21 protein-coding genes and 3 tRNA genes are annotated in these 20,569 nt (G+C 72.8%); 20 read left to right on the top strand and 4 right to left on the bottom strand.

The window, feature by feature from the left end; genetic code table 11:
• From ACYVKZ_RS16650 to ACYVKZ_RS16635, 4 genes are read left to right on the top strand one after another with little or no spacing between them, the layout of a single operon-like run.
• Positions 1 to 900 carry an FAD:protein FMN transferase gene (locus ACYVKZ_RS16650; RefSeq protein WP_460993376.1) on the top strand — a complete coding sequence of 300 codons (900 nt, stop codon included), beginning with the start codon at positions 1 to 3 and terminating at the stop codon, positions 898 to 900.
• Positions 897 to 1,451: a ferric reductase-like transmembrane domain-containing protein gene (locus ACYVKZ_RS16645; RefSeq protein WP_460993375.1), complete on the top strand. Its 555-nt coding sequence runs from the start codon at positions 897 to 899 to the stop codon at positions 1,449 to 1,451. Before ACYVKZ_RS16650 ends, ACYVKZ_RS16645 begins: the two co-directional genes overlap by 4 nt.
• Before the next feature lie 13 nt (positions 1,452 to 1,464).
• A complete protein-coding gene (locus ACYVKZ_RS16640; RefSeq protein WP_460993374.1) occupies positions 1,465 to 2,682 on the top strand; it encodes an NADH-ubiquinone oxidoreductase-F iron-sulfur binding region domain-containing protein in 1,218 nt (405 codons plus the stop codon).
• On the top strand, positions 2,679 to 2,906 hold the full coding sequence (locus ACYVKZ_RS16635; RefSeq protein ID WP_307006023.1) for a ferredoxin: 228 nt from the start codon (positions 2,679 to 2,681) through the stop codon (positions 2,904 to 2,906). The genes ACYVKZ_RS16640 and ACYVKZ_RS16635 overlap by 4 nt, the downstream gene beginning before the upstream one ends.
• Here the strand turns inward: ACYVKZ_RS16635 and ACYVKZ_RS16630 are convergent.
• Both ACYVKZ_RS16630 and ACYVKZ_RS16625 read right to left on the bottom strand, forming a co-directional pair.
• A complete protein-coding gene (locus tag ACYVKZ_RS16630) occupies positions 2,893 to 3,549 on the bottom strand; it encodes a hypothetical protein (RefSeq protein ID WP_460993373.1) in 657 nt (218 codons plus the stop codon). The two genes, ACYVKZ_RS16635 and ACYVKZ_RS16630, sit on opposite strands and share 14 nt — an antisense overlap.
• A gap of 89 nt (positions 3,550 to 3,638) precedes the next feature.
• Positions 3,639 to 4,490 carry an SGNH/GDSL hydrolase family protein gene (locus ACYVKZ_RS16625; RefSeq protein WP_460993372.1) on the bottom strand — a complete coding sequence of 284 codons (852 nt, stop codon included), beginning with the start codon at positions 4,488 to 4,490 and terminating at the stop codon, positions 3,639 to 3,641.
• Between the two features lie 120 nt (positions 4,491 to 4,610).
• Between ACYVKZ_RS16625 and ACYVKZ_RS16620 the strand changes: the two genes are divergently transcribed.
• Positions 4,611 to 5,315: an alpha/beta hydrolase gene (locus ACYVKZ_RS16620; RefSeq protein WP_460993371.1), complete on the top strand. Its 705-nt coding sequence runs from the start codon at positions 4,611 to 4,613 to the stop codon at positions 5,313 to 5,315.
• A gap of 81 nt (positions 5,316 to 5,396) precedes the next feature.
• Here the strand turns inward: ACYVKZ_RS16620 and ACYVKZ_RS16615 are convergent, their stop codons facing one another.
• Positions 5,397 to 5,672, bottom strand: a complete 276-nt coding sequence (locus tag ACYVKZ_RS16615) for an RNA-binding S4 domain-containing protein (protein ID WP_460993370.1) — start codon at positions 5,670 to 5,672, stop codon at positions 5,397 to 5,399.
• A 22-nt stretch (positions 5,673 to 5,694) separates the two neighbouring features.
• On the opposite strand from ACYVKZ_RS16615, the gene ACYVKZ_RS16610 reads away from it, so the two are divergent.
• From ACYVKZ_RS16610 to ACYVKZ_RS16600, 3 genes are all read left to right on the top strand, one after another.
• Positions 5,695 to 6,669 (top strand): DMT family transporter, encoded by a 975-nt coding sequence (locus ACYVKZ_RS16610; RefSeq protein WP_460993369.1) that lies wholly within the window; start codon positions 5,695 to 5,697, stop codon positions 6,667 to 6,669.
• A 62-nt stretch (positions 6,670 to 6,731) separates the two neighbouring features.
• A complete protein-coding gene (locus ACYVKZ_RS16605) occupies positions 6,732 to 8,114 on the top strand; it encodes a glycine--tRNA ligase (protein ID WP_460993368.1) in 1,383 nt (460 codons plus the stop codon).
• 7 nt (positions 8,115 to 8,121) lie between these two features.
• The gene (locus tag ACYVKZ_RS16600; RefSeq protein WP_460993367.1) at positions 8,122 to 9,159 is read left to right on the top strand and encodes a GNAT family N-acetyltransferase; all 1,038 of its coding nucleotides are present in this window, start codon (positions 8,122 to 8,124) and stop codon (positions 9,157 to 9,159) included.
• A gap of 25 nt (positions 9,160 to 9,184) precedes the next feature.
• Here the strand turns inward: ACYVKZ_RS16600 and ACYVKZ_RS16595 are convergent, their stop codons facing one another.
• Entirely contained in the window at positions 9,185 to 10,033 is an 849-nt protein-coding gene (locus ACYVKZ_RS16595; protein ID WP_460993366.1) for a lysophospholipid acyltransferase family protein, read from the bottom strand.
• Between the two features lie 162 nt (positions 10,034 to 10,195).
• On the opposite strand from ACYVKZ_RS16595, the gene ACYVKZ_RS16590 reads away from it, so the two are divergent.
• The 12 genes from ACYVKZ_RS16590 to ACYVKZ_RS16535 all read left to right on the top strand — a co-directional run bounded on the left by ACYVKZ_RS16590 (position 10,196) and on the right by ACYVKZ_RS16535 (position 20,500).
• Positions 10,196 to 11,224, top strand: a complete 1,029-nt coding sequence (locus ACYVKZ_RS16590; RefSeq protein WP_460993365.1) for a hypothetical protein — start codon at positions 10,196 to 10,198, stop codon at positions 11,222 to 11,224.
• A gap of 63 nt (positions 11,225 to 11,287) precedes the next feature.
• Positions 11,288 to 12,496 carry a tRNA dihydrouridine synthase DusB gene (gene dusB, locus ACYVKZ_RS16585; RefSeq protein WP_460993364.1) on the top strand — a complete coding sequence of 403 codons (1,209 nt, stop codon included), beginning with the start codon at positions 11,288 to 11,290 and terminating at the stop codon, positions 12,494 to 12,496.
• Entirely contained in the window at positions 12,489 to 13,772 is a 1,284-nt protein-coding gene (locus tag ACYVKZ_RS16580) for a deoxyguanosinetriphosphate triphosphohydrolase (RefSeq protein ID WP_460993363.1), read from the top strand. The genes dusB and ACYVKZ_RS16580 overlap by 8 nt, the downstream gene beginning before the upstream one ends.
• A gap of 52 nt (positions 13,773 to 13,824) precedes the next feature.
• Complete coding sequence (dnaG, locus tag ACYVKZ_RS16575; protein WP_460993362.1) at positions 13,825 to 15,723, top strand: DNA primase; 1,899 nt, start codon at positions 13,825 to 13,827, stop codon at positions 15,721 to 15,723.
• A 71-nt stretch (positions 15,724 to 15,794) separates the two neighbouring features.
• Positions 15,795 to 15,870, top strand: a tRNA-Asn gene (locus ACYVKZ_RS16570).
• Positions 15,871 to 15,881: 11 nt separating this feature from the next.
• Positions 15,882 to 15,954, top strand: a tRNA-Asn gene (locus ACYVKZ_RS16565).
• Between the two features lie 64 nt (positions 15,955 to 16,018).
• Positions 16,019 to 16,447 carry a hypothetical protein gene (locus tag ACYVKZ_RS16560; protein ID WP_460993361.1) on the top strand — a complete coding sequence of 143 codons (429 nt, stop codon included), beginning with the start codon at positions 16,019 to 16,021 and terminating at the stop codon, positions 16,445 to 16,447.
• A gap of 102 nt (positions 16,448 to 16,549) precedes the next feature.
• The gene (locus ACYVKZ_RS16555; protein ID WP_460993360.1) at positions 16,550 to 17,434 is read left to right on the top strand and encodes a phage holin family protein; all 885 of its coding nucleotides are present in this window, start codon (positions 16,550 to 16,552) and stop codon (positions 17,432 to 17,434) included.
• 89 nt (positions 17,435 to 17,523) lie between these two features.
• Entirely contained in the window at positions 17,524 to 18,165 is a 642-nt protein-coding gene (locus tag ACYVKZ_RS16550) for a CDP-alcohol phosphatidyltransferase family protein (RefSeq protein WP_460993359.1), read from the top strand.
• Positions 18,165 to 19,097 (top strand): DMT family transporter, encoded by a 933-nt coding sequence (locus tag ACYVKZ_RS16545; protein WP_460993358.1) that lies wholly within the window; start codon positions 18,165 to 18,167, stop codon positions 19,095 to 19,097. Before ACYVKZ_RS16550 ends, ACYVKZ_RS16545 begins: the two co-directional genes overlap by 1 nt.
• A gap of 64 nt (positions 19,098 to 19,161) precedes the next feature.
• Positions 19,162 to 20,373: a glycosyltransferase gene (locus ACYVKZ_RS16540; protein WP_460993357.1), complete on the top strand. Its 1,212-nt coding sequence runs from the start codon at positions 19,162 to 19,164 to the stop codon at positions 20,371 to 20,373.
• Positions 20,374 to 20,426: 53 nt separating this feature from the next.
• Positions 20,427 to 20,500, top strand: a tRNA-Ile gene (locus ACYVKZ_RS16535).
• Positions 20,501 to 20,569: the final 69 nt, after the last annotated feature.

Raw genomic sequence — 20,569 nt, 5'->3', positions numbered from 1 at the left:
ATGGCGGCGCACGCCGACTTCGAGGCATTCACCTGCGCCTGCCGTGTGGCCGTCGCCGAGCCCTCGGCGCTCCCCGCCGCCCTCGCCGGCGTCCGGGCACTCCTGCGCCGCGTCGACGAGGCGGCGAGCAGCTTCCGCGCCGACTCCGAGCTCGCCCTCCTGCAGCGGGCCGGCGGCGGCACCGTCAGCCCCCTGCTCGCGCACCTCCTGCGCGCCGCCCTCGACGTGGCCGAACGCAGCGGGGGCGACGTCGTCCCCACCCTCGGACGCGAACTCGCCACGCTCGGGTTCGGCACCCTGGACCCAGGGGCGCCCACCGCGGCAGGGCCCCGCCCGGCCGAGAGCTGGCGGCAGATCACCCTGGAGGGGAACGAGCTGAGCGTGCCGCGCGGCGTCGTCCTCGACCTCGGCGCGACCGCGAAGGCGGCAGCCGCCGACCTGGCCGCACACCAGGTGCGCGACGAACTCGGCACCTCGGTCCTCGTCTCGCTCGGCGGGGACATCGCCACGGCCGGCGGCACCGCCTGGGAGGTCCTCGTGCAGGACCTGCCCGGTGACCCCGCGACCCAGGTCAGCCTGGGCGGAGGGTGGGCCATGGCCACCTCGAGCACCCAGAAGCGCCGCTGCGGCGCCGGGGTGCACCACATCCTCGATCCGTGGACCGCGCTCCCCGCCCCCGCCGCGTGGCGCAGCGTCACCGTCGCCGCCCCCGACTGCCTGAGCGCCAACATGGCCAGCACGGCCGCGATCGTGCGCGGACCCGGCGCGGTGGCGCGGCTGCGCGAGCTGGGCCTCCCTGCGCGCCTCGTGAGGGACGACGGCGGGGTGATCGAGCTGGGCGGCTGGCCCGCGCCGCGCCCCGACCTCGACCCCGCGCTCATGACGGGGGTGCGCGGATGAACGAGATCATGTGGGCCATCGGACGGGCCGGCGGCATCGTCTCGCTGGGCCTGTTCACCCTCGTCCTCGTTCTCGGGATCGTGAGCCGCTCCGGACGCACCCTCCTCGGCCTGCCCCGCTTCTCCGTGGCGCTCGTCCACCGCAGCACCGCCCTGACCGCCATGGTCTTCCTGGCCCTGCACGTGGGCACCCTCATGCTCGACCCGCACGCCAAGCTGGCGCTCCCCGACGTCGTGGTGCCGTTCATCGCCGCCTGGAACCCCTTCTGGGTGGGGCTCGGGACCGTGGCACTGGACCTTGTCCTCGCCCTCGTCGTGACGGGCCTGCTGCGCCAGCGCATCGGCCAGCGGGTGTTCAGGGCGGTCCACTGGGCCGCCTACGGCATGTGGCCCATCGGCCTGGCCCACGCTCTCGGCACCGGGACCAACGCCGTGGACCTCTGGTTCCAGGCATACGCCTGGGGCTGCGCCGGCGCCGTGGCCTGCGCCGTGATCTGGCGCCTGAGCGCCGGGTTCGCCGAGACGTCCGCGGCCCGGCTCGGGCGTGCCTGAGAGGAACGGGACCATGGAAGCGACCACCGAGATGGACGTCCGGCTCCCGGCCCTCGGGACCGGCCGGCTCTTCGCCGCCGCCGGCGCCGGCAGGGCCGCGCACGAGGCCGCCTACGGCCCGCGCCGGAACGACTGGACCCGCGGGACCCTGCTCACGGAGCTCGAGGCCGCGGGACTGGCAGGCCGCGGCGGAGCCGGCTTCCCCGCATGGCGCAAGCTCTCCTCCATCAGCGGGCGCCGGCCGGTGGTCATCGCCAACGGCGCCGAGGGCGAGCCCGTGAGCCGCAAGGACGCCGCACTCCTGCGCAGGGCCCCGCACCTCGTGATCGACGGCCTCCTCGACGCCGGAGAGGCGCTGGGAGCCTCCCAGCTGTTCCTCTACGCCCCGGCCGACTCGCTCGCGGCCGTCCGCGGCGCCGTCGCGGACCGACGGGACGCCCGCCGCGTCCGGCTCGTCGAGGCACCCCGGACGTTCATCTCGGGGGAGGCCACGGCGGTGGTCTCCGCCCTTGAGGGCGGCCCGGCCCTCCCGAGGGACACGACCGTGCGGCTGAGCAGCAGCGGGTACCGCGGGCAGCCCACGCTCCTGCACAACATCGAGACGCTCGCCCACCTCGCCCTCGTGGCCCGGTACGGGGCCGCCTGGTTCCGCAGCACAGGCACCAGGGAAGACCCCGGGACCCGGCTCGTGAGCCTGTCCGGGGACGTCCCCGCCGAGGCGGTGCTCGAGGTCCCCGGCGGCGCGACCGTCCGCGAGATCCTCCAGACCGGGGGAGCGGACCCGGCGTCCACCGCCGCCGTCCTCGTGGGCGGCTTCCACGGTGCATGGGTCCCCAGCGGCGGCTTCGACAGGCCCATGACGACGGCGGGCCTCGCCCGCTACGGCGGCCGTCCCGGCGCAGGGGTGCTCCTCGTGCTCGCGAAGGGCCGGTGCGGCCTCGCGGCCGCCGCGCCGATCGCCCGCTACCTCGCCGACAGCTCCGCGCAGCAGTGCGGCCCCTGCATGTTCGGCCTGCCCGCCATGGCAGCGGTGGTGGAGCGGATCGCCGGGGGCGAGCGCACCCCGTGGCTCGCGTCCGAGGCCGAGCGGCTTGCCGGCCTCGTCACCGGACGCGGGGCGTGCCGCCACCCGGACGGGGCCGCGGGCTTCGTCCGGAGCACCCTGTCCGTGTTCCGCGACGAGGTCCACGCGCACCTCGGCGGCTCCTGCGTCCAGGGGTGGCAGCGATGAGCCGCACACAGCTGGAGCTGCACGTCGACTTCACCCGCTGCGAGGGGAGGGGCCTGTGTGCGGAGCTCCTCCCCGAGCTCCTCGTCCGCGACGACTGGGGCTACCCCGTGGGCCGCGGCGGGCGCGACGTGCCCGTGCCGGGCGGACTTGCCGCGGCCGCCCAGGACGCGGTGGACCTGTGCCCCGTGCAGGCGCTCCTGCTGCGGCGCGTCACCCGCGCATGACCTCGTTGCGCGCCTTCATGTACTCCTCGAGCGAGATCTTCTGGTCGGAGAACTGCCGGTCGAGCTCGGCGAGCTTCTTGGCGCGGTAGCCCTGCGGGGCGTCGTCCGGCGCACTCGTGCCGGCAGGCTCCGGAGTCCGCGGGGCCCGTGGCACGGCCTGAGACTGCTGTGCCGGCTCGGCCTGGGGCGCCGGCGGGGCCTGCGTCCGTGGCTGGGGCGCCGGCTGCCCCGGGAAGCCGGGCGGCAGGGGCTGCTGCCACCAGGGCACGTCCGGCTGGCTCGGCGCCGCCGTGCGCTGCCCCTCCGGGAGCTGGCCCTGCGGGAGCTGGCCCTGCGGAGAGGGCGGAGGTGGGGGCGTCTGCGTCTGCGGGTATCCCGGGTACTGGCCCTGGTTGTACTGGCCCTGGTTGTACTGGCCCTGGTTGTACTGGCCCTGGTTGTACTGGCCCTGGTTGTACTGGCCCTGGTTGTACTGGCCGTGGCCGTATTGGCCCTGGCTGTACTGGTCCTGCCCGTACTGGTTCCGGCGGTCCTGCGGGTAGGGCGGCCGGCCGGTCCCCGGTCCGGACTGGCGCATCTTCCGCATGACCATCGGGATCACCCACCAGAAGATGACGACCCAGAAGATCCAGTTCCCGTTCATGCCACCAGCCTACGCCGCAGCCTGTGGGCCGGCTGGGGGCCGTCTGGGCAGACGCCGGGGCGCCCGGCCACCGGTCAGGCAGCCACCGGTCAGCTGGGCTCCCCCGAGCCGAGGGGAGCCCCGGCGCCGAAGACGGGCTCCGCCGTCGGCCGCTTGGCGAGGATGCCGTCCCCGCTCGACTTGTGGCGGAGCCGGCGGATCACCCACGGGACGAAGTACTCGCGCGCCCAGACCAGATCCTCGGTGCGGGCGGCCCGCCACGTGCGCGCGGGCACCGGGCTCGGGTCCATCGGCTCGAGGCCGTGGCGGACATTGAGCGCCTCGAGCGCCATGATCGCGATGGTGTGGTGGCCGAGGGGGGAGAAGTGCAGCCGGTCGGTGTCCCACATGCGCGGATCGGAGAGCTGGCGCAGGCCCCACATGTCGGCCACCACGGCGTCGTGCCGCGCCGCCACCACACGGAGGTTCTCGTTGTAGATGGCGACCTTGCCGCGGATCGCGGAGAGTACCGGGGTCGAACCGATGTCCGGGCCGTTGAAGAGGAGCACCGTGGCGCCGGCATCGGCGAGCCGTCCGACGGCGGCGTCGAGCCGGAGCGCGAGGGCGTCGGGGTCGCTTCCGGGCCGCAGCAGGTCGTTGCCGCCCGCGGAGATCGACACGAGGTCCGGCTGGAGCTCGAGCGCCGGCTCGAGCTGCTCGTCCAGGATGCGGCCGAGGAGGCGCCCCCGGATGGCGAGGTTCGCGTAGGCGAAGTCCTCGGTGCCGTGCGAGAGCTCCTCCGCCAGGCGGTCGGCCCAGCCGCGGTGGCGGCCCGGGCTGTCCGGATCGGGATCGCCGATCCCCTCGGTGAACGAGTCCCCGAGCGCCACGTACCGGTGCCACGGGTGCCTGCGCCCTTCCGGGAGACCGATGTCTGCTGGGGCCTCGCGTTCGACCGTCATGCCTGCATTATGCCGCGCAGGTAACATGAACGGTCTTTCAGGGTGCCCTCCACGATCGGCAGGGGCAAGGAAATGCCGCGCCTATAGTTGATGTTTCAACTATGTGCCACAATGGTGAGCATGACTGACGCCCCCGCCGACGCCCGGCGTGCCCTCTTCCCGGCCCACTACCCCGAGCACGTCGCCCTCTGGAACCGCTCCGAGGACGAGCGGGAGGGCTCCCCGCTCCTCGTGCTGCTCCACGGCTACGGCTCCAACGAGGCGGACCTCATGGGCCTCGCCCCGTACGTCCCCGAGCAGTTCACCGTCGCTTCCCTCCGCGCCCCGCAGGAGCTGGCCCCCGGCGCGTACCAGTGGTTCCCGCTGATGGGCGCGCAGGACTTTGCCATGGACGCCGTCGAGGCCGCCACCGAGTACGTCCTCGCCTGGCTCGACGGGGTCCGCGGCCGGCACAGCTCCGTGACCGTGCTCGGCTTCTCGATGGGCATGGCGATGGCCACCTCGCTCGTGCGGCGCCGCCCGCACGACTTCGCCGCCGTGGTGGGCCTCTCCGGCTTCGCCATCGACCCCTCGGCCGCGGGTGCCTCCGCAGGCGAGTACGGCTACTTCCTTGACGGCGAGCTCACCGGCACGCTCCCCATGTTCTGGGGCCGCGACCAGGCCGATCCCGTCATCACCCAGGACAAGGTCGAGTACACGATGGGCTGGGTGCGCAGCCACGTGCAGCTCACCAAGGTCACCTACCCGGGGATCGGGCACAGCGTCAGCGCCCCCGAGATCGCCCACGTCAAGGAATTCCTCGAACTCTCCGTCCTCAAGGGCTGAGCTCCGCGAAGCACGACGGCGGCCCGCCGGCTCGGGCGGCGGCCCGCCCCGGGCTCGGGTCGGGCGCTGTGGGGCTGCGCCTCAGGGCTGCGTCGCGAGGCGCACGCGCCGGCCGTTGACCTCCACCGAGTCGCCGGCGGCGAGCTGGCGGCCGCGGCGCTCCTCGATCTCCCCGTTGACCTTCACCAGGCCGTGGCGGATGAGCTCGGCCGCCTCGACGCCGTCGTCGACGAGCGAGGCGAGCTTGAGGAGCTGGCCGAGCCGGATCGTTCCCTCGCGGATCTCGACAGTCTCCTCTGCGCCGCCGTCCCGGGGCGAGGGCTGGCCAGTGGCACGGGAGGATTCGCGGCGCGTCATGCTGCAACTCTAGGCTAGCCGCGTGACTGCAGCCCCCCGCGTCCCCGTGCCCGTCTGGCTCGCGGCGGCGATCGCCGCGGGCGTCGCCATCCCCGCCCAGGGCCGGGTGAACGGCGCGCTCGGCCTCCGGGTCGGGGACGGCCTGGAGGCCGCGGTGACCAGCTTCGCCACGGGGCTCGTGCTCCTCGTCGCCGTCGCCCTGCTGCTGCCGTCCGGCCGGGCCGGGCTCCGCGAGATCGTGCCCGCCGTGCGGGAGCGCCGCGTCCCCTGGTGGTACCTCGGTGCCGGCCTGAGTGGGGCCCTGTTCGTGGTCGCGCAGACGTTCACGGTCGGCGTCCTCGGCATCGCCGTGTTCACCATCGCCGCCGTCACAGGCCAGACCATCAGCGGCCTCCTCGTGGACCGGGCGGGATTCGCGCAGGGCCGCCGGAGGCCGCTGACCGGGCTGCGGCTCCTGGCCACCGTCCTCACGCTCGCGTCCGTCGCGTACGCCGTGGCCCCCAAGCTCGCCGTCTCCGACCCGGCCGCGCTCCTCGCGGTCATCGTCCTCCCGGCGGCGGCCGGCTTCGGGCAGAGCTTCCAGTCCGCCATGAACGGCGCCAGCGCCCGCGCGTACGGCAGCCCGCTGGCCGCCACGCTCATGAACTTCGTCTCGGGCATCGCAGGCCTCGCGCTCGCGTGGGGCATCAGGCTCGCCGCCGGGGGCTCCGGCCGGCCGCTGCCCGTGGACTTCCCCGGCGACTGGTGGTACTACTCGGGGGGCGCGCTCGGGGTCGTGTTCATCGGCGCGGCCGCCGTGCTCGTCCGGCACCTCGGTGTGCTCCTGACCGGACTCGGCATGATCGCGGGGCAGCTCCTCGGTTCCCTCGCCCTCGACGCCGCCGCCCCCGTGCCCGGCAGCGTCATCGCCCTCCCGACCGTGCTCGGGACCCTCGCCACGCTCGGGGCGATGGTGGTGGCGACGCTGCCGTGGGACCGTCGGCAGTTCCGCCGGTAGGCTTGGAGGCACACGCCCGGCGGACCGCACCCAGCGGCCTGAACACTCTCGGAGGATTCCCCTTGGCACCCAAGACCCCACTGGACTCGATTGTCTCCCTGGCCAAGCGCCGCGGATTCGTCTACCAGGCGGGTGAGATCTACGGAGGTTCCCGCTCGGCGTGGGACTACGGTCCGCTCGGCGTCGAGCTCAAGGAGAACATCAAGGAGCAGTGGTGGCAGACCTTCGTCCGCGGCCGCGAGGACATGGTCGGGCTCGACTCCTCGGTGATCCTGCCCAAGCAGGTCTGGGAGGCCTCGGGCCACGTCGCGACGTTCACCGATCCCCTCGTCGAGTGCCTGCAGTGCCACCACCGCTTCCGCCAGGACCACCTCATCGAGGCGTACGAGGCCAAGAAGGGCCGCGCCCCTGAGGAGGGCATGGCCTCGATCACGTGCCCGAACTGCGGGACCTCCGGGAAGTGGACCGAGCCGCAGATGTTCTCGGGCCTCATGAAGACCTTCCTCGGCCCGGTGGACAACGCCGAGGGCCTGCACTACATGCGCCCCGAGACCGCACAGGGAATCTTCGTCAACTTCAACAACGTCGTCACCACCTCCCGGAAGAAGCCCCCGTTCGGCATCGGCCAGATCGGCAAGGCGTTCCGCAACGAGATCACGCCGGGCAACTTCATCTTCCGCACCCGCGAGTTCGAGCAGATGGAGATCGAGTACTTCACGGCCCCCGCCGACGCCGACACGTGGTTCAAGCACTGGGTCGACGCGTGCTGGAACTGGTTCATCGACCTGGGCATCAGCCCCGAGAACATGCGCAAGTTCGACGTCCCCGAGGACGAGCGGGCCCACTACTCGGCTGGCACGATCGACATCGAGTACCGCTTCGGCTTCCAGGGCAACGAGTGGGGCGAGCTCATGGGCGTCGCCAACCGCACCGACTTCGACCTCTCGAGCCACTCGAAGGCCTCCGGCCACGATCTCGCCTACTTCAACCAGGCCACCAACGAGCGCTACACCCCCTACGTGATCGAGCCCTCCTTCGGCCTGACCCGGTCCATGATGGCGTTCCTCGTCGACGCCTACACCGAGGACGAGGCTCCCAACACGAAGGGCGGCGTGGACAAGCGCACCGTCCTGCGCCTCGATCCGCGCCTGGCCCCGGTCAAGGCCGCCGTCCTCCCGCTCTCGCGCAACGAGGACCTCTCGCCCAAGGCCCGCGCGCTCGGCGCCGAGCTGCGGCGGCACTGGAACATCGAGTTCGACGACGCCGGCGCGATCGGCCGCCGCTACCGACGCCAGGATGAGATCGGCACCCCGTACTGCATCACCGTGGACTTCGACACGCTCGAGGACCAGGCCGTGACCATCCGCGAGCGCGACTCGATGGCCCAGGAGCGGGTCTCCCTCGACAAGGTGACCGGCTACCTGTTCGAGCGGCTCGGGAAGTGACCCGGGCGTGGCACAGCTGACCTACCGGCCCTGGCGCGAGGGCGACGACCGCACGCTCCTGCAGCTGTGGGGTGACGCCGAGGGCGCCTCGCCGGCGCAGTTCCGCGGCGCTTTCGCCCCGGACTCGGACGGTGCGGGTCCGGACGACGCCGCGCTGTCGCCCGCCATCGCGTGGCGCCGGTGCGTCGTGGCCCAGGACGAGGGCATTCCCGTGGCGGCCGGCGTCGTCTACGAGGCAGCGCTGCACCCGGCCCGGCTCTGGACGTACGTCGAGGTGGCCCGGGACCACCGGCGGGCCGGCGTCGGCACCGAGCTCCTGCGGCGCCTGCGCGCGGCCGCCGCCGAGGCGCCCGCCCGCGCTGCCTCCGCCGCGGGAGGGGCCGCGCGCCTGCGCTCCAAGGTCGAGGCCGGAAGCGCGGGGGCTGCGTTCGCCGAGGCCCGCGGGTTCGGGGTGCTCCAGCGTTCCCGCGAAGTCGTGGTGCGGCCCGGGGCGCTCAAGCTCCCCGTCTTCGGGGACGGGCCGGCCGCCGAGGGCGGACTGGGCGACGACACGTCCCCGCTCGTCGAGGACCTGGCGACCGGTTCGGTCGAGCTGAGCGACGCCGTCGGCCGCTACTACACCGCGGTGCACGAGTGGGACCCGCCCGCCCCGCTCAGCGTGGGCCGCGCCCAGCAGCTGTTCCTCTCCGACGCCGCGGGCGCCCACGGCGCCGTGGTGCTGCGCGCCCCGGCCACGAGCGCGTTCGGCACCGGGGTGGCGCCGTCGAAGAAGGGCCGGCTGCGGGCCTTCGCGGTGAGCTACGCCGGCCCGGCCAGTGCCGCCGCCGAGCAGCCGAGCGAGGTGCTGCTCGGCCACGAGGTCCGCCTCGATCCGGCCGACGCGCAGGACGCCGTGCGCGGTCTCCTCGCGCTCGTCGCCTACCAGCACCCGGTGCGGCTCGAGGTCGACGACTCCATGGCAGCCGTGCGGGCCGCCGTCGATCCCCTGCTCGAGACGGGCGCGGCAGAGCAGGTGGGACCGGAGACCCTCACCGTCGGCGACTGACGGCCGGCTGGGTGGGCCTGCGCGGCTACATCTTGTCGCGGTCCGGCCGCAGCCCCCGCATCACATCGCGGGCGTCCCAGATGTCCCGCTCGGCCTCGGTCGGGGCGCCGCCGCCGAACGCCGCCGGAACCCACCACGCTCCCGCGGGGTGCCCCAGCTGGAAGTCGAGCACCGCGACGTCGACCGCGGACTGGAGCGCCGCCTGCAGGCGGCGCCCGGCGTCCTCGGGGCCTGTGGCCCCGGAGAGGTCTACGGGGGCGCCGAAGTGGATCCGGATCGGCGCCTTCCAGAGGGCCCGGAGCGAGCCCGCGCCCCGCCTCGTCGTCGCCCCGTGTCCCCGCGTCATGATCCGGTGCCCGCCCCAGATGCCCACCGGGACGAGCGGCACGCCGGTCTGCAGGGCCATCCGCACCGCTCCGGTGTGGCACGTGCGCACGGTGAAGCTCCGGCTGACGCCGGCCTCGGGGAAGAGCGCGATGCTCCAGCCCGCGTCCAGGGTGCTCAGCGACGCCTTGAGGCTCGCATGGCCGGGCTTCCCCACCACGGCGAGGCCTCCGCAGGCCGAGATCGCGGCACCGAGCAGGCGGCTGCGGTAGGGGCGCGGACCCACCAGGAACCTCAGACGGTCATGCCGCTGCTCCCACCACAACAGGGCGACGAAGACGAAGTCGAGGTACCCGAAGTGGGTGACCGCGAGCACCACCTGGCCCGGCGGAACGTCGTCGAGGCCCGTGGCGACAACCCGCACTCCGGCGAGGTCGCGGATGCCGGTGAACACCCGGCGCGCCACGTCGTACAGCCACAGGCTCCCCGGACGCAGGGGCAGGCCCCGATGCGGGGGCCGGGCCCAACAGGCATCGTGGGGCGTCGCCATGGCCCCCAGACTACAGCCGCGCCGCGGCCCCACCGGGTGCCCCGCGGAGCCCGGATTGTCCACATGGGACGGGCCCGGGCTCCCCTCCCGCGCCGGCACTCCCTAGCGTCGTGACCAAGGCGCCGGAAGAGCGCCGGAATCCACCGAACGGGGGCACAGGGCATGGGCAAGGGACAGCGCAATCGGGCAGGCCGCGGCGGAGCGCCGGCCGCGGGCGCGGGCTGGGCGTGGGAGTCCTCCGCCGCGGGCAGCGACGACGGGCCGCGGGACCCGCACCTGCCCGAGTTCAGCCGGCGCCAGGCCGATGCCCTCAGGGCCCACGCGGCCCAGGCCGTCCGCAGCCGCGGGTACCGGGCCAGGGACCGCGGGACACACCTGACCGTGACGGGAGGCCCGTTCACCGGTCTGGGTGCCCAGCTCGGGTTCTCGACCATCGCCCGCGAGGCGCAGCGGACGCCCGAAGCGGACTGGGCCGCGCTGGTGGACGCCGTCGTCGCCCAGATCCTGGGCGCCGCCGTCCAGGGCTGCGGGACCCGGGGGAGCCTCGGCTACGCGGGGCCGGCGCTGCGCGAACGGCTCTTCCCCCGCTTCGTCGCACCGGAGCGGATGCCGCCGGGCCAGCTCGCCGAGGCCCACTCCTACGCCCGTGACGTGGGAGGGCTTCCCCTGATTCTGGCCATCCGCCACGACCAGACCTCCATCTTCGTCGCCGACGACCACCTCGCGAAGGCCGGCGGCCCCGAGGCGGCGTGGGCGGCCGCCGAATCCAACCTGATCGCCGCCGGCCCCAGCAGGGCAGAGGGCTTCGTCCGCGATCGGACTGCCGTGCTGCTGCTCGAGTCCGAGCATCCGCGCCAGGCATCGTGGATGGCCTTCCCGGATCGGCTCATGGCCCACCTCGGCAGAGAGCCCGGCCCGCTCGGAGTCCTCTTCGGCGTCCCGGCGCTGAGGATGATCGCCGTCAGCGCGACCGAGGACAGCGTCTCGCACGAGGGCGTCCGCTCGATGCTCGGGCTCAACGCCGTCCTCGCCCAGGCCGAGGTGGCGCCCCTGAGCCCGCACGTCTACTGGTGGCGTCCGGGCGCCGGCCTGCGGCAGGCCACGGGGTGGCGGGACGGCCGCGTCGAAGTGGCCCTGCCCGAGGAACTGGCCGCGCTCCTCGGCGGACCGGACGGAAGGGCCGCCGCTTGAGCCGTGAGCCCGCCGCCCGCGGGGATCCACCGGCGTTTTGCATTGCTTTGACACAATGGAGGGGTGACTGCCGTGCCAACCGTCCTCCCCGAAGCCCCCGCGGGCGCCCCAGCCGAACCGGTGCGCCTCGAGCTGCCGCCTCTGCACCTGGGGCGCCTGACCGTCGACACACCCGTGGTGCTCGCGCCGATGGCGGGCATCACGAACACGGCCTTCCGGCGCCTGTGCCGGGAGTTCGGCGGCGGGCTGTACGTCGCCGAGATGGTCACCTCGCGCGCGCTCGTCGAGCGCCATCCCGAGTCCCTGCGCATGATCAGGCACGACGACGACGAGACGGTCCGCTCGGTGCAGCTCTACGGTGTGGATCCCGTCACCGTGGGCCAGGCGGTGCGCATGCTCGTCGAGGAGGACCTGGCGGACCACATCGACCTCAACTTCGGCTGCCCGGTCCCCAAGGTCACCAAGCGCGGCGGGGGTTCCGCCCTGCCGTGGAAGACGGACCTGTTCACCCAGATCGTGACCACGGCCGTCCGGGAGGCGGACCGGGGCGGACTCCCGCTGACCGTGAAGATGCGCAAGGGCATCGACGACGACCACCTGACGTACCTCGAGGCCGGGCGGATCGCGCGCGACGCCGGCGTCGCCGCGGTGGCGCTGCACGGGCGCACGGCGGCCCAGTTCTACTCGGGCACCGCGGACTGGAGCGCCATCGCCCGGCTGCGCGAGGCCCTGCCGGACGTCCCGGTGCTCGGCAACGGCGACATCTGGAGCGCGGAGGACGCGGTGCGCATGGTGCGCGCGACCGGGGTCGACGGCGTCGTCGTCGGACGCGGCTGCCAGGGCCGGCCGTGGCTCTTCGGCGACCTGCAGGCGGCCTTCGAGGGCCGCGCCGACCGCATCCGGCCCGGCCTCGCCGAGGTGGGTGAGGCGTTCTTCCGGCACGCCCAGCTGCTCGTCGAGTACTTCGAGGACGAGGGCAAGGCCCTGAGGGACATCCGCAAGCACGTCGCCTGGTACTTCAAGGGCTACGCGGTGGGAGGGGAGCTGCGGGCCCGCCTCGCACAGGTCAACACGCTCGAGGAGCTCCGCGGCCTCCTGGGCACCCTCGACGCGGACGCGCCCTACCCCGGCACTGACGCCGAGGGCCCGCGCGGGCGGGCCGGGTCCCCCAAGCGCCCTGCCCTCCCGGACCGCTGGCTCGAGAGCCGGACCATGGACAGCGACCAGACCCGTGACATCGCCGCCGCCGAGCTGGACGTGTCCGGTGGCTGAGGCGGTCGCCGAGGGGACCCGCGGCTACGCAGCGCAGGACACGCAGCGCTGGGTCGTGGAGCCGCCCAAGAAGTCCTACCGCAGCGACTTCGAGCGGGACCGGGCCCGCGTCCTGCACTCGTCCGCCCTCCGGCGGCTCGGGGCCAAGACGCAGGTCGTGGCACCGGACACCGATGACTTCGTCCGCACCAGGCTGACCCACTCGCTCGAGGTGGCGCAGGTTGGCCGCGAGCTGGGGCGGGTCTTGGGCTGCGATCCGGATGTCGTCGACGCGGCCTGCCTCAGCCACGACCTGGGCCACCCGCCCTTCGGCCACAACGGCGAGAGCGCCCTGAACGACATCGCCCACGCGATCGGCGGCTTCGAGGGCAATGCCCAGACCCTGCGCCTGCTGACGCGCCTCGAGCCCAAGGTCCTCGACGCCGGGGGCCGCCCCGCCGGCCTGAACCTGACGCGCGCGAGCCTGGACGCGGCGTGCAAGTACCCGTGGACCGCGGTCGAGGCGCCGCTGGTCCACGGCCACCGCACCAGCAAGTTCGGCGCCTACGAGGACGACCTCCCGATCTTCTCCTGGATCAGGGACGGCGCCCCCTCCGGTCGGTCGTGCATCGAGGCCCAGGTCATGGACCTCTCGGACGACATCGCCTACTCGGTCCACGACGTCGAGGACGCGATCGTGGCGGGCAAGTTCCAGCTGCGCTGGATGGAGAACCCGGACCACCGCGCCCGGGTCATCGGCTACACCCAGCAGTGGTATCTGCCGCACAGCGACGCCGCCGCCATCGACGCGGCGCTCGCCCGCCTCGAGGCGACCCCGGTCTGGGTGCGCGAGGCGGACGGCTCGCGCAGGTCCATGGCCGCGCTGAAGAACATGACGAGCCAGCTGATCGGACGCTTCTGCGACAGCGCCCTCGCGCTGACCAGGGCCGCCTACGGGGCGGCGCCGCTCACCCGGTACAGCGGGGAGGTCATGGTCCCCGAGGAGACGGTCATGGAGATCGCGGTCATGAAGGGCCTCGCGACCACCTTCGTGATGACCACGGACCACCGCCAGCCCATCTACGAGCGCCAGCGCGAAGTCCTGCATGCCCTCGTCACCGCCCTCAGCGCCACCGGCGAGCGGCATCTCGAGCCGATGTTCGCCGCGGACTGGCGGGCGGCCCAGGACGACGCCGGCCGGCTGCGTGTGGTCGTTGACCAGGTCGCCTCCCTCACGGACGGCTCGGCCCTGGCCTGGTACGAGCGGCTCGTCGGGAGCCTTCCCAGCCTGTGGTGAGCCCGGAGGGCACGCGGCCGGGACCGTCGGTGACAGTGGCTAAGGTAGATCCGTGGCTGGCCTGATCAAACCCGAGGACATCGCGGAAGTCCGCGCCCGCACGGACATCAGGGAGATCGTCGACGGCTACGTGACGCTCAAGGGCGCCGGCATCGGCTCGTGGAAGGGCCTGTGCCCCTTCCACGACGAGCGCAGCCCCTCGTTCCACGTCCGTCCCCAGGTGGGCACCTACCACTGCTTCGGCTGCGGCGAGAGCGGGGACGTGATCAGCTTCGTGATGAAGATGGACCACACCGCGTTCGCCGAGACCGTCGAGAAGCTCGCGGCGCGCATCGGCTACGAGCTGCACTACGAGGAGGGCGCGGGCCCCCGGCGCGAGGAGGTCGGGCGGCGGCAGCGGCTGCTGGACGCCCACAAGATCGCCGCCGAATTCTTCCGGGCGCAGCTGTTGACCCCGGCCGCGGCGGCCGGGCGGCAGTTCCTGTTCGAGCGCGGCTTCGAGCGCAACGTCGCCGAGCAGTTCGGCGTCGGCTTCGCCCCCCAGGGCTGGGACTCCCTCCTGAAGCACCTGCGGTCCAAGGGCTTCCGGGACGACGAGCTCAAGCTGACGGGCATGTTCTCCGAGGGCAACCGAGGCCTCTACGACCGCTTCCGCGGCCGGCTCATCTGGCCCATCCGCGACATCTCGGGGGACGTGATCGGGTTCGGCGCGCGCCGCCTCTTCGACGACGACCAGGGCCCCAAGTACCTCAACACCCCCGAGACGACGCTCTACAAGAAGTCGCAGGTCCTCTACGGGATCGACCTCGCCAAGCGCAGCATCGCCAAGAAGCGCCAGCTGGTCGTCGTCGAGGGCTACACGGACGTCATGGCCTGCCACCTCGCCGGCGTGGACACGGCGGTCGCCAGCTGCGGGACGGCGTTCGGCGGGGAGCACATCAAGATTGCGCGCCGCCTCCTCTCCGATGACGGGACCGGGGGAGAGGTCGTCTTCACGTTCGACGGCGACGCCGCCGGCCAGAAGGCAGCGCTGAAGGCCTTCGACGAGGACCAGCGCTTCGTGGCCCAGACCTACGTGGCGGTCGAGCCGAGCGGCATGGACCCGTGCGAGCTGCGCCAGCACCGCGGCGACGCGGCCGTGGTCCAGCTCATCGGGACCAGGCGCCCGCTCTTCGAGTTCGCCATCCAGGCGACCCTCCGCAAGCACAACCTCGACTCGGTGGAGGGCCGGGTCTCGGCCCTGCGCGAGGCGGCCCCCGTCGTCGCCCAGATCCGCGACCCCGCGATCCGTCCCGCCTACACCCGCGAGCTCGCCAAGTGGCTCGGGGTCCCCCTCGAGGACGTCTCGCGCGCGGTGCAGTCGGCAGCGCGGCGGGGCACGCCGTCGTCCGCGCCGCGCCAGGGCCATCAGCAGGAGGGCCCGGCGCACGACGGCGACCGGGCGGCCCCCGCCTCCTTCTCGCCCGCCGCGCGGCGCCCCGACCCGCGCGACCCGGTCGCGGTGATGGAGCGCCAGGCGCTCGAGGTGGTGCTCCAGCAGCCCCAGATGCTCACCGACTCGGCCTGGACCGAGTTCACGGCAGCACGGTTCGCGGCCCCGGCCCACGCCGCCCTCCACTCCGCCATCGCCGCCGCGGGCCGCCCCGCCCCCCAGGAGGCCGCCGCCGGCTGGATCGAGCGGGTGCGCCATGAGCTGCCGGAGGCCCTGAGGCCCCTTATGGCAGAGCTGGCGGTGACCCCGCTGCCGGCCACGACCGAGGAGTCGCTCGAAAGGTACTGCCGGGACATCCTCGCCGGGCTCGCCGAGCTCCAGATCACCGCCCAGAAGGCCGAGATGATGGGCCAGCTGCAGCGGCTGGGCCCGGACAGCCCCCCGGAGGAGTACCAACGGCTCAACCGGGCCCTGCTGGAGCTCGAGCTCCGCCGCAGGGCCCTCCGGTCGGCCGACTGAGCGGCCCCTGCGGCGCCCCGGCGCCGATTTCGCGCGGAGGCCGCGCCCTGATAGGGTAGAACCCGCTGCAATCCCCCGTAGCTCAATTGGCAGAGCATTCGACTGTTAATCGAAGGGTTACTGGTTCGAGTCCAGTCGGGGGAGCCACTTGCAGTCATTCCCCCGTAGCTCAATTGGCAGAGCATTCGACTGTTAATCGAAGGGTTACTGGTTCGAGTCCAGTCGGGGGAGCCTTGGTGCGCGCCGCCGGCCGAAAGGCCGGTGCAGCGCCGCCCGCGGCCTCTATCATGAACGTATGCCCGAGCCGTCGGCTTCCCTCCCCGCAGGGTGGACCCGCTACGAGGGTCCGCTCCTGACCGTGTGGCGTGCGCGGTTCGAGAGTGTTTTCGGCGAAGGGTCTGCCGCAGGCTTCAACGACGGAATCCTGATGCGGGACCACCGCAGGCCCATCGCCCAGTGGGTCAACTTCGCGCTCCGGTCCGCCGTCCTCGTCGCGCCCGAGACCCCGGCCGGCTGGCCCGTCCAGCGCTTCGCCATCTACTACGCGCCGCCGCGCGAGGGATTCGAGACCATCCGGACCGAACGCCACGAGTGGCTCCCTCGTGGCCCCCGCGGCTCGGCCACGGACGCCGACGCCTTCGACGCCGCGGTCCACGCCGCTGAGCAGTTCCTGCAGGTCGAGGCGGCCTTCGGGGCGCTCGGGACGGGGAGCACGCCCGGCTGAGGCCGGCTGCGCGGCGTCGGGCCCCCGTGCGCCCCCGGGTGGTAGTTTGGTCACGGATTGCGCCTCGCGCGTTCCGGACCGACTGGAAGGAACCCGACGACGATGAGTGGACGCCACAGCATGCCGGACGATCGGCGGCCCAAACTGGCGGCTCTGCCGGACCTCGCAGGCCAGGCCGCACGGCTCGCACCACGCCAGCTGAACGATGAGCTGACGCTCGCGAAGATCGAGATGAAGCAGAGGGGGAAGCAGGCCGGCATCGGTGCCGGCCTGTTCGGTGTGGCGCTCGTGTTCCTCGGGCTCCTCGTGATCGCGCTCGTGGTGGCGGCGATCCTGGGCCTCGCCACGGTGATGCCGGGCTGGCTCGCGGCCCTTCTGGTGAGTGCGGCCTTCCTCGTCGTCCTGGCGATCGCCGCGCTCATCGGACTCCGCTGGGTGAAGCGGGCCATGCCGCTCGTCCCCGCCGATGCCATCCGAGGCCTGCGGTATGACCTGGGCATTGTGACCGAGGGCCGCGACTTCGACCCCCGCCTGCTCGACCCCTCCACGATCCAGTACAAGCGCGCCCAGGCCACCAAGGAGGCCGAGAAGGCGCGGCAGCAGCTGGAGAAGGAGGCGCAGGACCGGGCCCACGGCAAGGTCAAGCTGCCGACCCCCAGCGAGGCCGAGCTGCGCGAGCGCCTCGACAAGCGCCGCGAGCACCTCCTCGACGTCCGCGAAGGGCTCGTCGCCGAGATGGACGTCAAGCGCCAGGCCGGCTACCTCGCCGACGACGTGCGCTCGGCCCTGGCCGGCGCGTCGGGCCGCCGCCCGTTCGCCAAGGGCACCGCGGCCGTCCCCGGCGCCGCCGTCCCGTCCAACGACGAGGCCGCGCGCCGCGGCGCCGAGGCGGCCGAGATGATCCGGGAGCGCTGGGCGCCCCTGACGGTCTTCACCGTCTCCGCGACCGCCTTCGTCGTCTTCCTGCGCAAGCTGGTCAAGAGCTGATCGGCCGGGGGGCACCGAGTGCACGGCAGTACGTCGGCCGTGGGGGGAACGGGAGCGATGCGGGGCCATGAGCGGGCGGAGCGGTCCCCGTGAGGCTGTTCGACGCCGGTGCGCGTCCCGGGCGCGGCCAGACCGAGACGGATGCAGTCCTGACGCTCCCGAACGTCATCACGATCCTGCGCTTCCTCGGCGTGCCGCTGTTCATGTGGCTCGTGCTCGGACCGCGGGAGTACGGCTGGGCGGTCGTGGTGCTCGCCGTCATGGGCAGCACTGACTGGGTCGACGGCTACGTCGCGCGCCGGCTCGGGCAGACCTCGACCCTCGGACGAGTCCTCGACCCCGCCGCGGACCGGCTCGCACTCCTCGCCGTCGCCCTCACCCTCGTGCTCGCGGGCGTCGTGCAGTGGTGGTACCTCGCCGCGCTCCTCGTGCCCGACGTAGCCCTCGGGCTCGCCTCGCTCTTCTACTTCCACAGCCACCCCGACCTTCCGGTGTCCAAGGTCGGCAAGGTCCGCACCGCCCTGCTCCTCGTGGGGACCCCGCTCCTCGTCCTCTCCCGACTTGCCGTTCCCGGCGCCTCCGTGTACTCGGCGGCGGCATGGGCCTTCCTCGTCCTCGGGCTGCTCGGCCACTGGGTCGCCGCGGTGAACTACTTCCGCGCCATCGTCGCCAAGGGACGGCCGGTCCGGAAGGGCCGGCTCGGGGACGGCGGCAGGGAGGCGGAACGCTGATGGTCTGGTTCGCCGTGGTCCTCGCGGTGCTGGGCGCCTTCTTCCTCGCGATCGGGGCCCAGCGCCAGGGCAGCGCCGTCAAGGCCGACATGGGCGGCCTCGCCCTCAGCTCCCGGGGGTTCGTCCGCCTGGTGCGGAACCCCCGCTGGATCCTCGGGCTGGCGCTGCTCGGGGCGGGGATGCTGTGCAACATGGTCGCCCTCGTCTCGGCGCCGCTGACCGTCATCCAGCCGATCGGCGCCATCGCGCTCGTCATCACCACGGTGGTGAACTCGAAGGACCAGGGCATCACGATCAACCGGCCCACCGTCGTCGCCATCAGCGCCTGCGTCACCGGCTCGGCCCTCTTCGTCCTCCTGGCCGTCAACGCGACCGTCGAGAACCACCATGTCGGCCCGGACGCCGAGCTCACGATTGTGCTGCTGCTCGCCCTCGCGGTCGGGATCTTCGGCTCGCTGGCGGCCATGTTCCGGCACCGGCTCGGGGCGTTCGTCTACATCCTCGGGGCGGGCGTGCTGTTCGGCTTCGTCGCGGTCCTGACCCGGATCATCGGCCGCGACCTCCTCGCTGCCAACGGCCAGTTCCTGCTCAACGTCCAGTGGTACTCGGTCGTCGCCATCGCGGCGGCCGGCGGACTGGGTTCGTGGTTCGTCCAGAATGCCTACTCCTCCGGTCCTCCCGACCTGGTGATCGCGGGGCTGACGGTTGTCGACCCGATCGTGGGCATCGCGATCGGCATCACCATCCTGGGTGAGCTGCGTCCCGATGTGCCGCCCGTGCTCGCACTGTCCATGGTCGTGGCCGCCGTCGTTGCTATCGTGGGGGTCATTGCCCTGTCCCGGCACCACCCCGAGGTCGCGAAGCGGAGGAAGGACGCCGCCCGCGAGCTCCGGGGAGGATCCGGGCCCGATGCACGTTCCCACGCCGGCTGATGCACCCGCCCGCCGCCGGCACCGCGGGCCGGAACCGCCGGCCCGCCCGACCAGGAGAGCCCTCGTGACACTGCCTGACCCCGACACGGACCTGACCAGCAAGCCGCTGACGATCCTCATCGGCGCCGACACCTACCCGCCGCACGTCAACGGCGCCGCGCAGTTCGGCTACCGGCTCGCCAAGGGCATGACGGCCCGCGGGCACAACGTGCACGTCGCCGCGGTTCGTTCTGACAAGGGCAAGAGCTTCACCGAAGTGCGCCCGGAGGCCGTCGTCCACCGCCTCCGCTCCCACTCGGTGCCCACCCACGAGTACTGGCGCATCGTGTTCCCCTGGGAGGTCAAGAAGGAGATCGCGCTCCTCTTCGACCACGTCCAGCCGGACGTCGTGCACATCCAGAGCCACTACATGATCGGCGAGCACGTCCTGTACGAGGCGGTCCGGCGCGGCATCCGCGTGGTCGCGACGAACCACTTCATGCCGGAGAACCTCAACCCCTTCCTGCCCTTCCCGCAGTGGTTCATCGACATCGTCGGCCGGCAGTCGTGGAAGGACATGGGCAAGGTCATGGGCCAGGCCGACGTCGTCACGACCCCCACGCCGCTCGCGGCGAAGGCGATGCACGACCATGCGTTCCTGACCGAGGTCCTCCCGCTCTCCAACGGCATCGACATCGCGGCCTACGAGCCGCGGCCGGACGAGACCGTCCAGAAGAACCCGTACCCGACGGTGCTGTTCGCCGGCCGGCTGGCCGAGGAGAAGCACGTAGACGTGCTGATCAGGGCCATCGCGAAGACGCCCGCCGAGCTCGACGTGCACCTCGAGATCGTCGGCGGGGGAGAGGTGCGCCCCTCGCTCGAGAAGCTCGTGGACAGCCTCGGCGTGCGCGACCGCGTGCGCTTCCTCGGGCTCGCCCCCGATGACGAGCTCCGGCTCGCCTACCTGCGGGCCGACCTCTTCTGCATGCCTGGCACCGCCGAGCTCCAGTCCCTCGTCACGCTCGAGGCGATGAGCGCCTCGACCCCCGTGGTCCTGGCCGACGCGATGGCCCTGCCGCACCTCGTGGCCGACGGCGAGAACGGCTACCTCTTCCGACCCAACGATGCCGACGACCTCGCCTCGAAGATCACCGCCGTGCTGGGCCAGCCGGCACAGGAGCTGGCCCGCATGGGCGCGGAGAGCCACCGCATGGTGCAGAAGCACGGCCTCAAGGCCACGCTCGACACCTTCGAGGCCCTCTACCGCGGGACGGACCTGGGCGGCGACCTGGCCTGAGCGGAGGCCCAGTCCGGTCTGCCAGTAGGATGAGATGGTCCCGCGCGGGACGGGGGGCGTTAGCTCAGCCGGTCAGAGCAGGGGACTCATAATCCCTTGGTCGTGGGTTCAAGTCCCACACGCCCTACCCCAGGAGGCCCGGAGCCAGCCATGGTTCCGGGCCTTCGCCGTCCCGCGGGACCGCCAGGGGTGTTGT

This window comes from Sinomonas soli (genome assembly GCF_054782415.1).
This window is presented reverse-complemented; position numbering and strand designations above follow the sequence as displayed.

Bases quoted from the DNA above. Each gene is read 5' to 3' on its own strand.
- ACYVKZ_RS16545 (WP_460993358.1), top strand. From the start codon at position 18,165: ATGGTCTGGTTCGCCGTGGTCCTCGCGGTGCTGGGCGCCTTCTTCCTC.
- ACYVKZ_RS16625 (WP_460993372.1), bottom strand. From the start codon at position 4,490: ATGACGGTCGAACGCGAGGCCCCAGCAGACATCGGTCTCCCGGAAGGG.
- ACYVKZ_RS16640 (WP_460993374.1), top strand. From the start codon at position 1,465: ATGGAAGCGACCACCGAGATGGACGTCCGGCTCCCGGCCCTCGGGACC.
- ACYVKZ_RS16615 (WP_460993370.1), bottom strand. From the start codon at position 5,672: ATGACGCGCCGCGAATCCTCCCGTGCCACTGGCCAGCCCTCGCCCCGG.
- ACYVKZ_RS16650 (WP_460993376.1), top strand. From the start codon at position 1: ATGGCGGCGCACGCCGACTTCGAGGCATTCACCTGCGCCTGCCGTGTG.
- ACYVKZ_RS16595 (WP_460993366.1), bottom strand. From the start codon at position 10,033: ATGGCGACGCCCCACGATGCCTGTTGGGCCCGGCCCCCGCATCGGGGC.
- ACYVKZ_RS16555 (WP_460993360.1), top strand. From the start codon at position 16,550: ATGAGTGGACGCCACAGCATGCCGGACGATCGGCGGCCCAAACTGGCG.
- ACYVKZ_RS16560 (WP_460993361.1), top strand. From the start codon at position 16,019: ATGCCCGAGCCGTCGGCTTCCCTCCCCGCAGGGTGGACCCGCTACGAG.
- ACYVKZ_RS16635 (WP_307006023.1), top strand. From the start codon at position 2,679: ATGAGCCGCACACAGCTGGAGCTGCACGTCGACTTCACCCGCTGCGAG.
- ACYVKZ_RS16620 (WP_460993371.1), top strand. From the start codon at position 4,611: ATGACTGACGCCCCCGCCGACGCCCGGCGTGCCCTCTTCCCGGCCCAC.
- ACYVKZ_RS16645 (WP_460993375.1), top strand. From the start codon at position 897: ATGAACGAGATCATGTGGGCCATCGGACGGGCCGGCGGCATCGTCTCG.
- ACYVKZ_RS16590 (WP_460993365.1), top strand. From the start codon at position 10,196: ATGGGCAAGGGACAGCGCAATCGGGCAGGCCGCGGCGGAGCGCCGGCC.
- ACYVKZ_RS16630 (WP_460993373.1), bottom strand. From the start codon at position 3,549: ATGAACGGGAACTGGATCTTCTGGGTCGTCATCTTCTGGTGGGTGATC.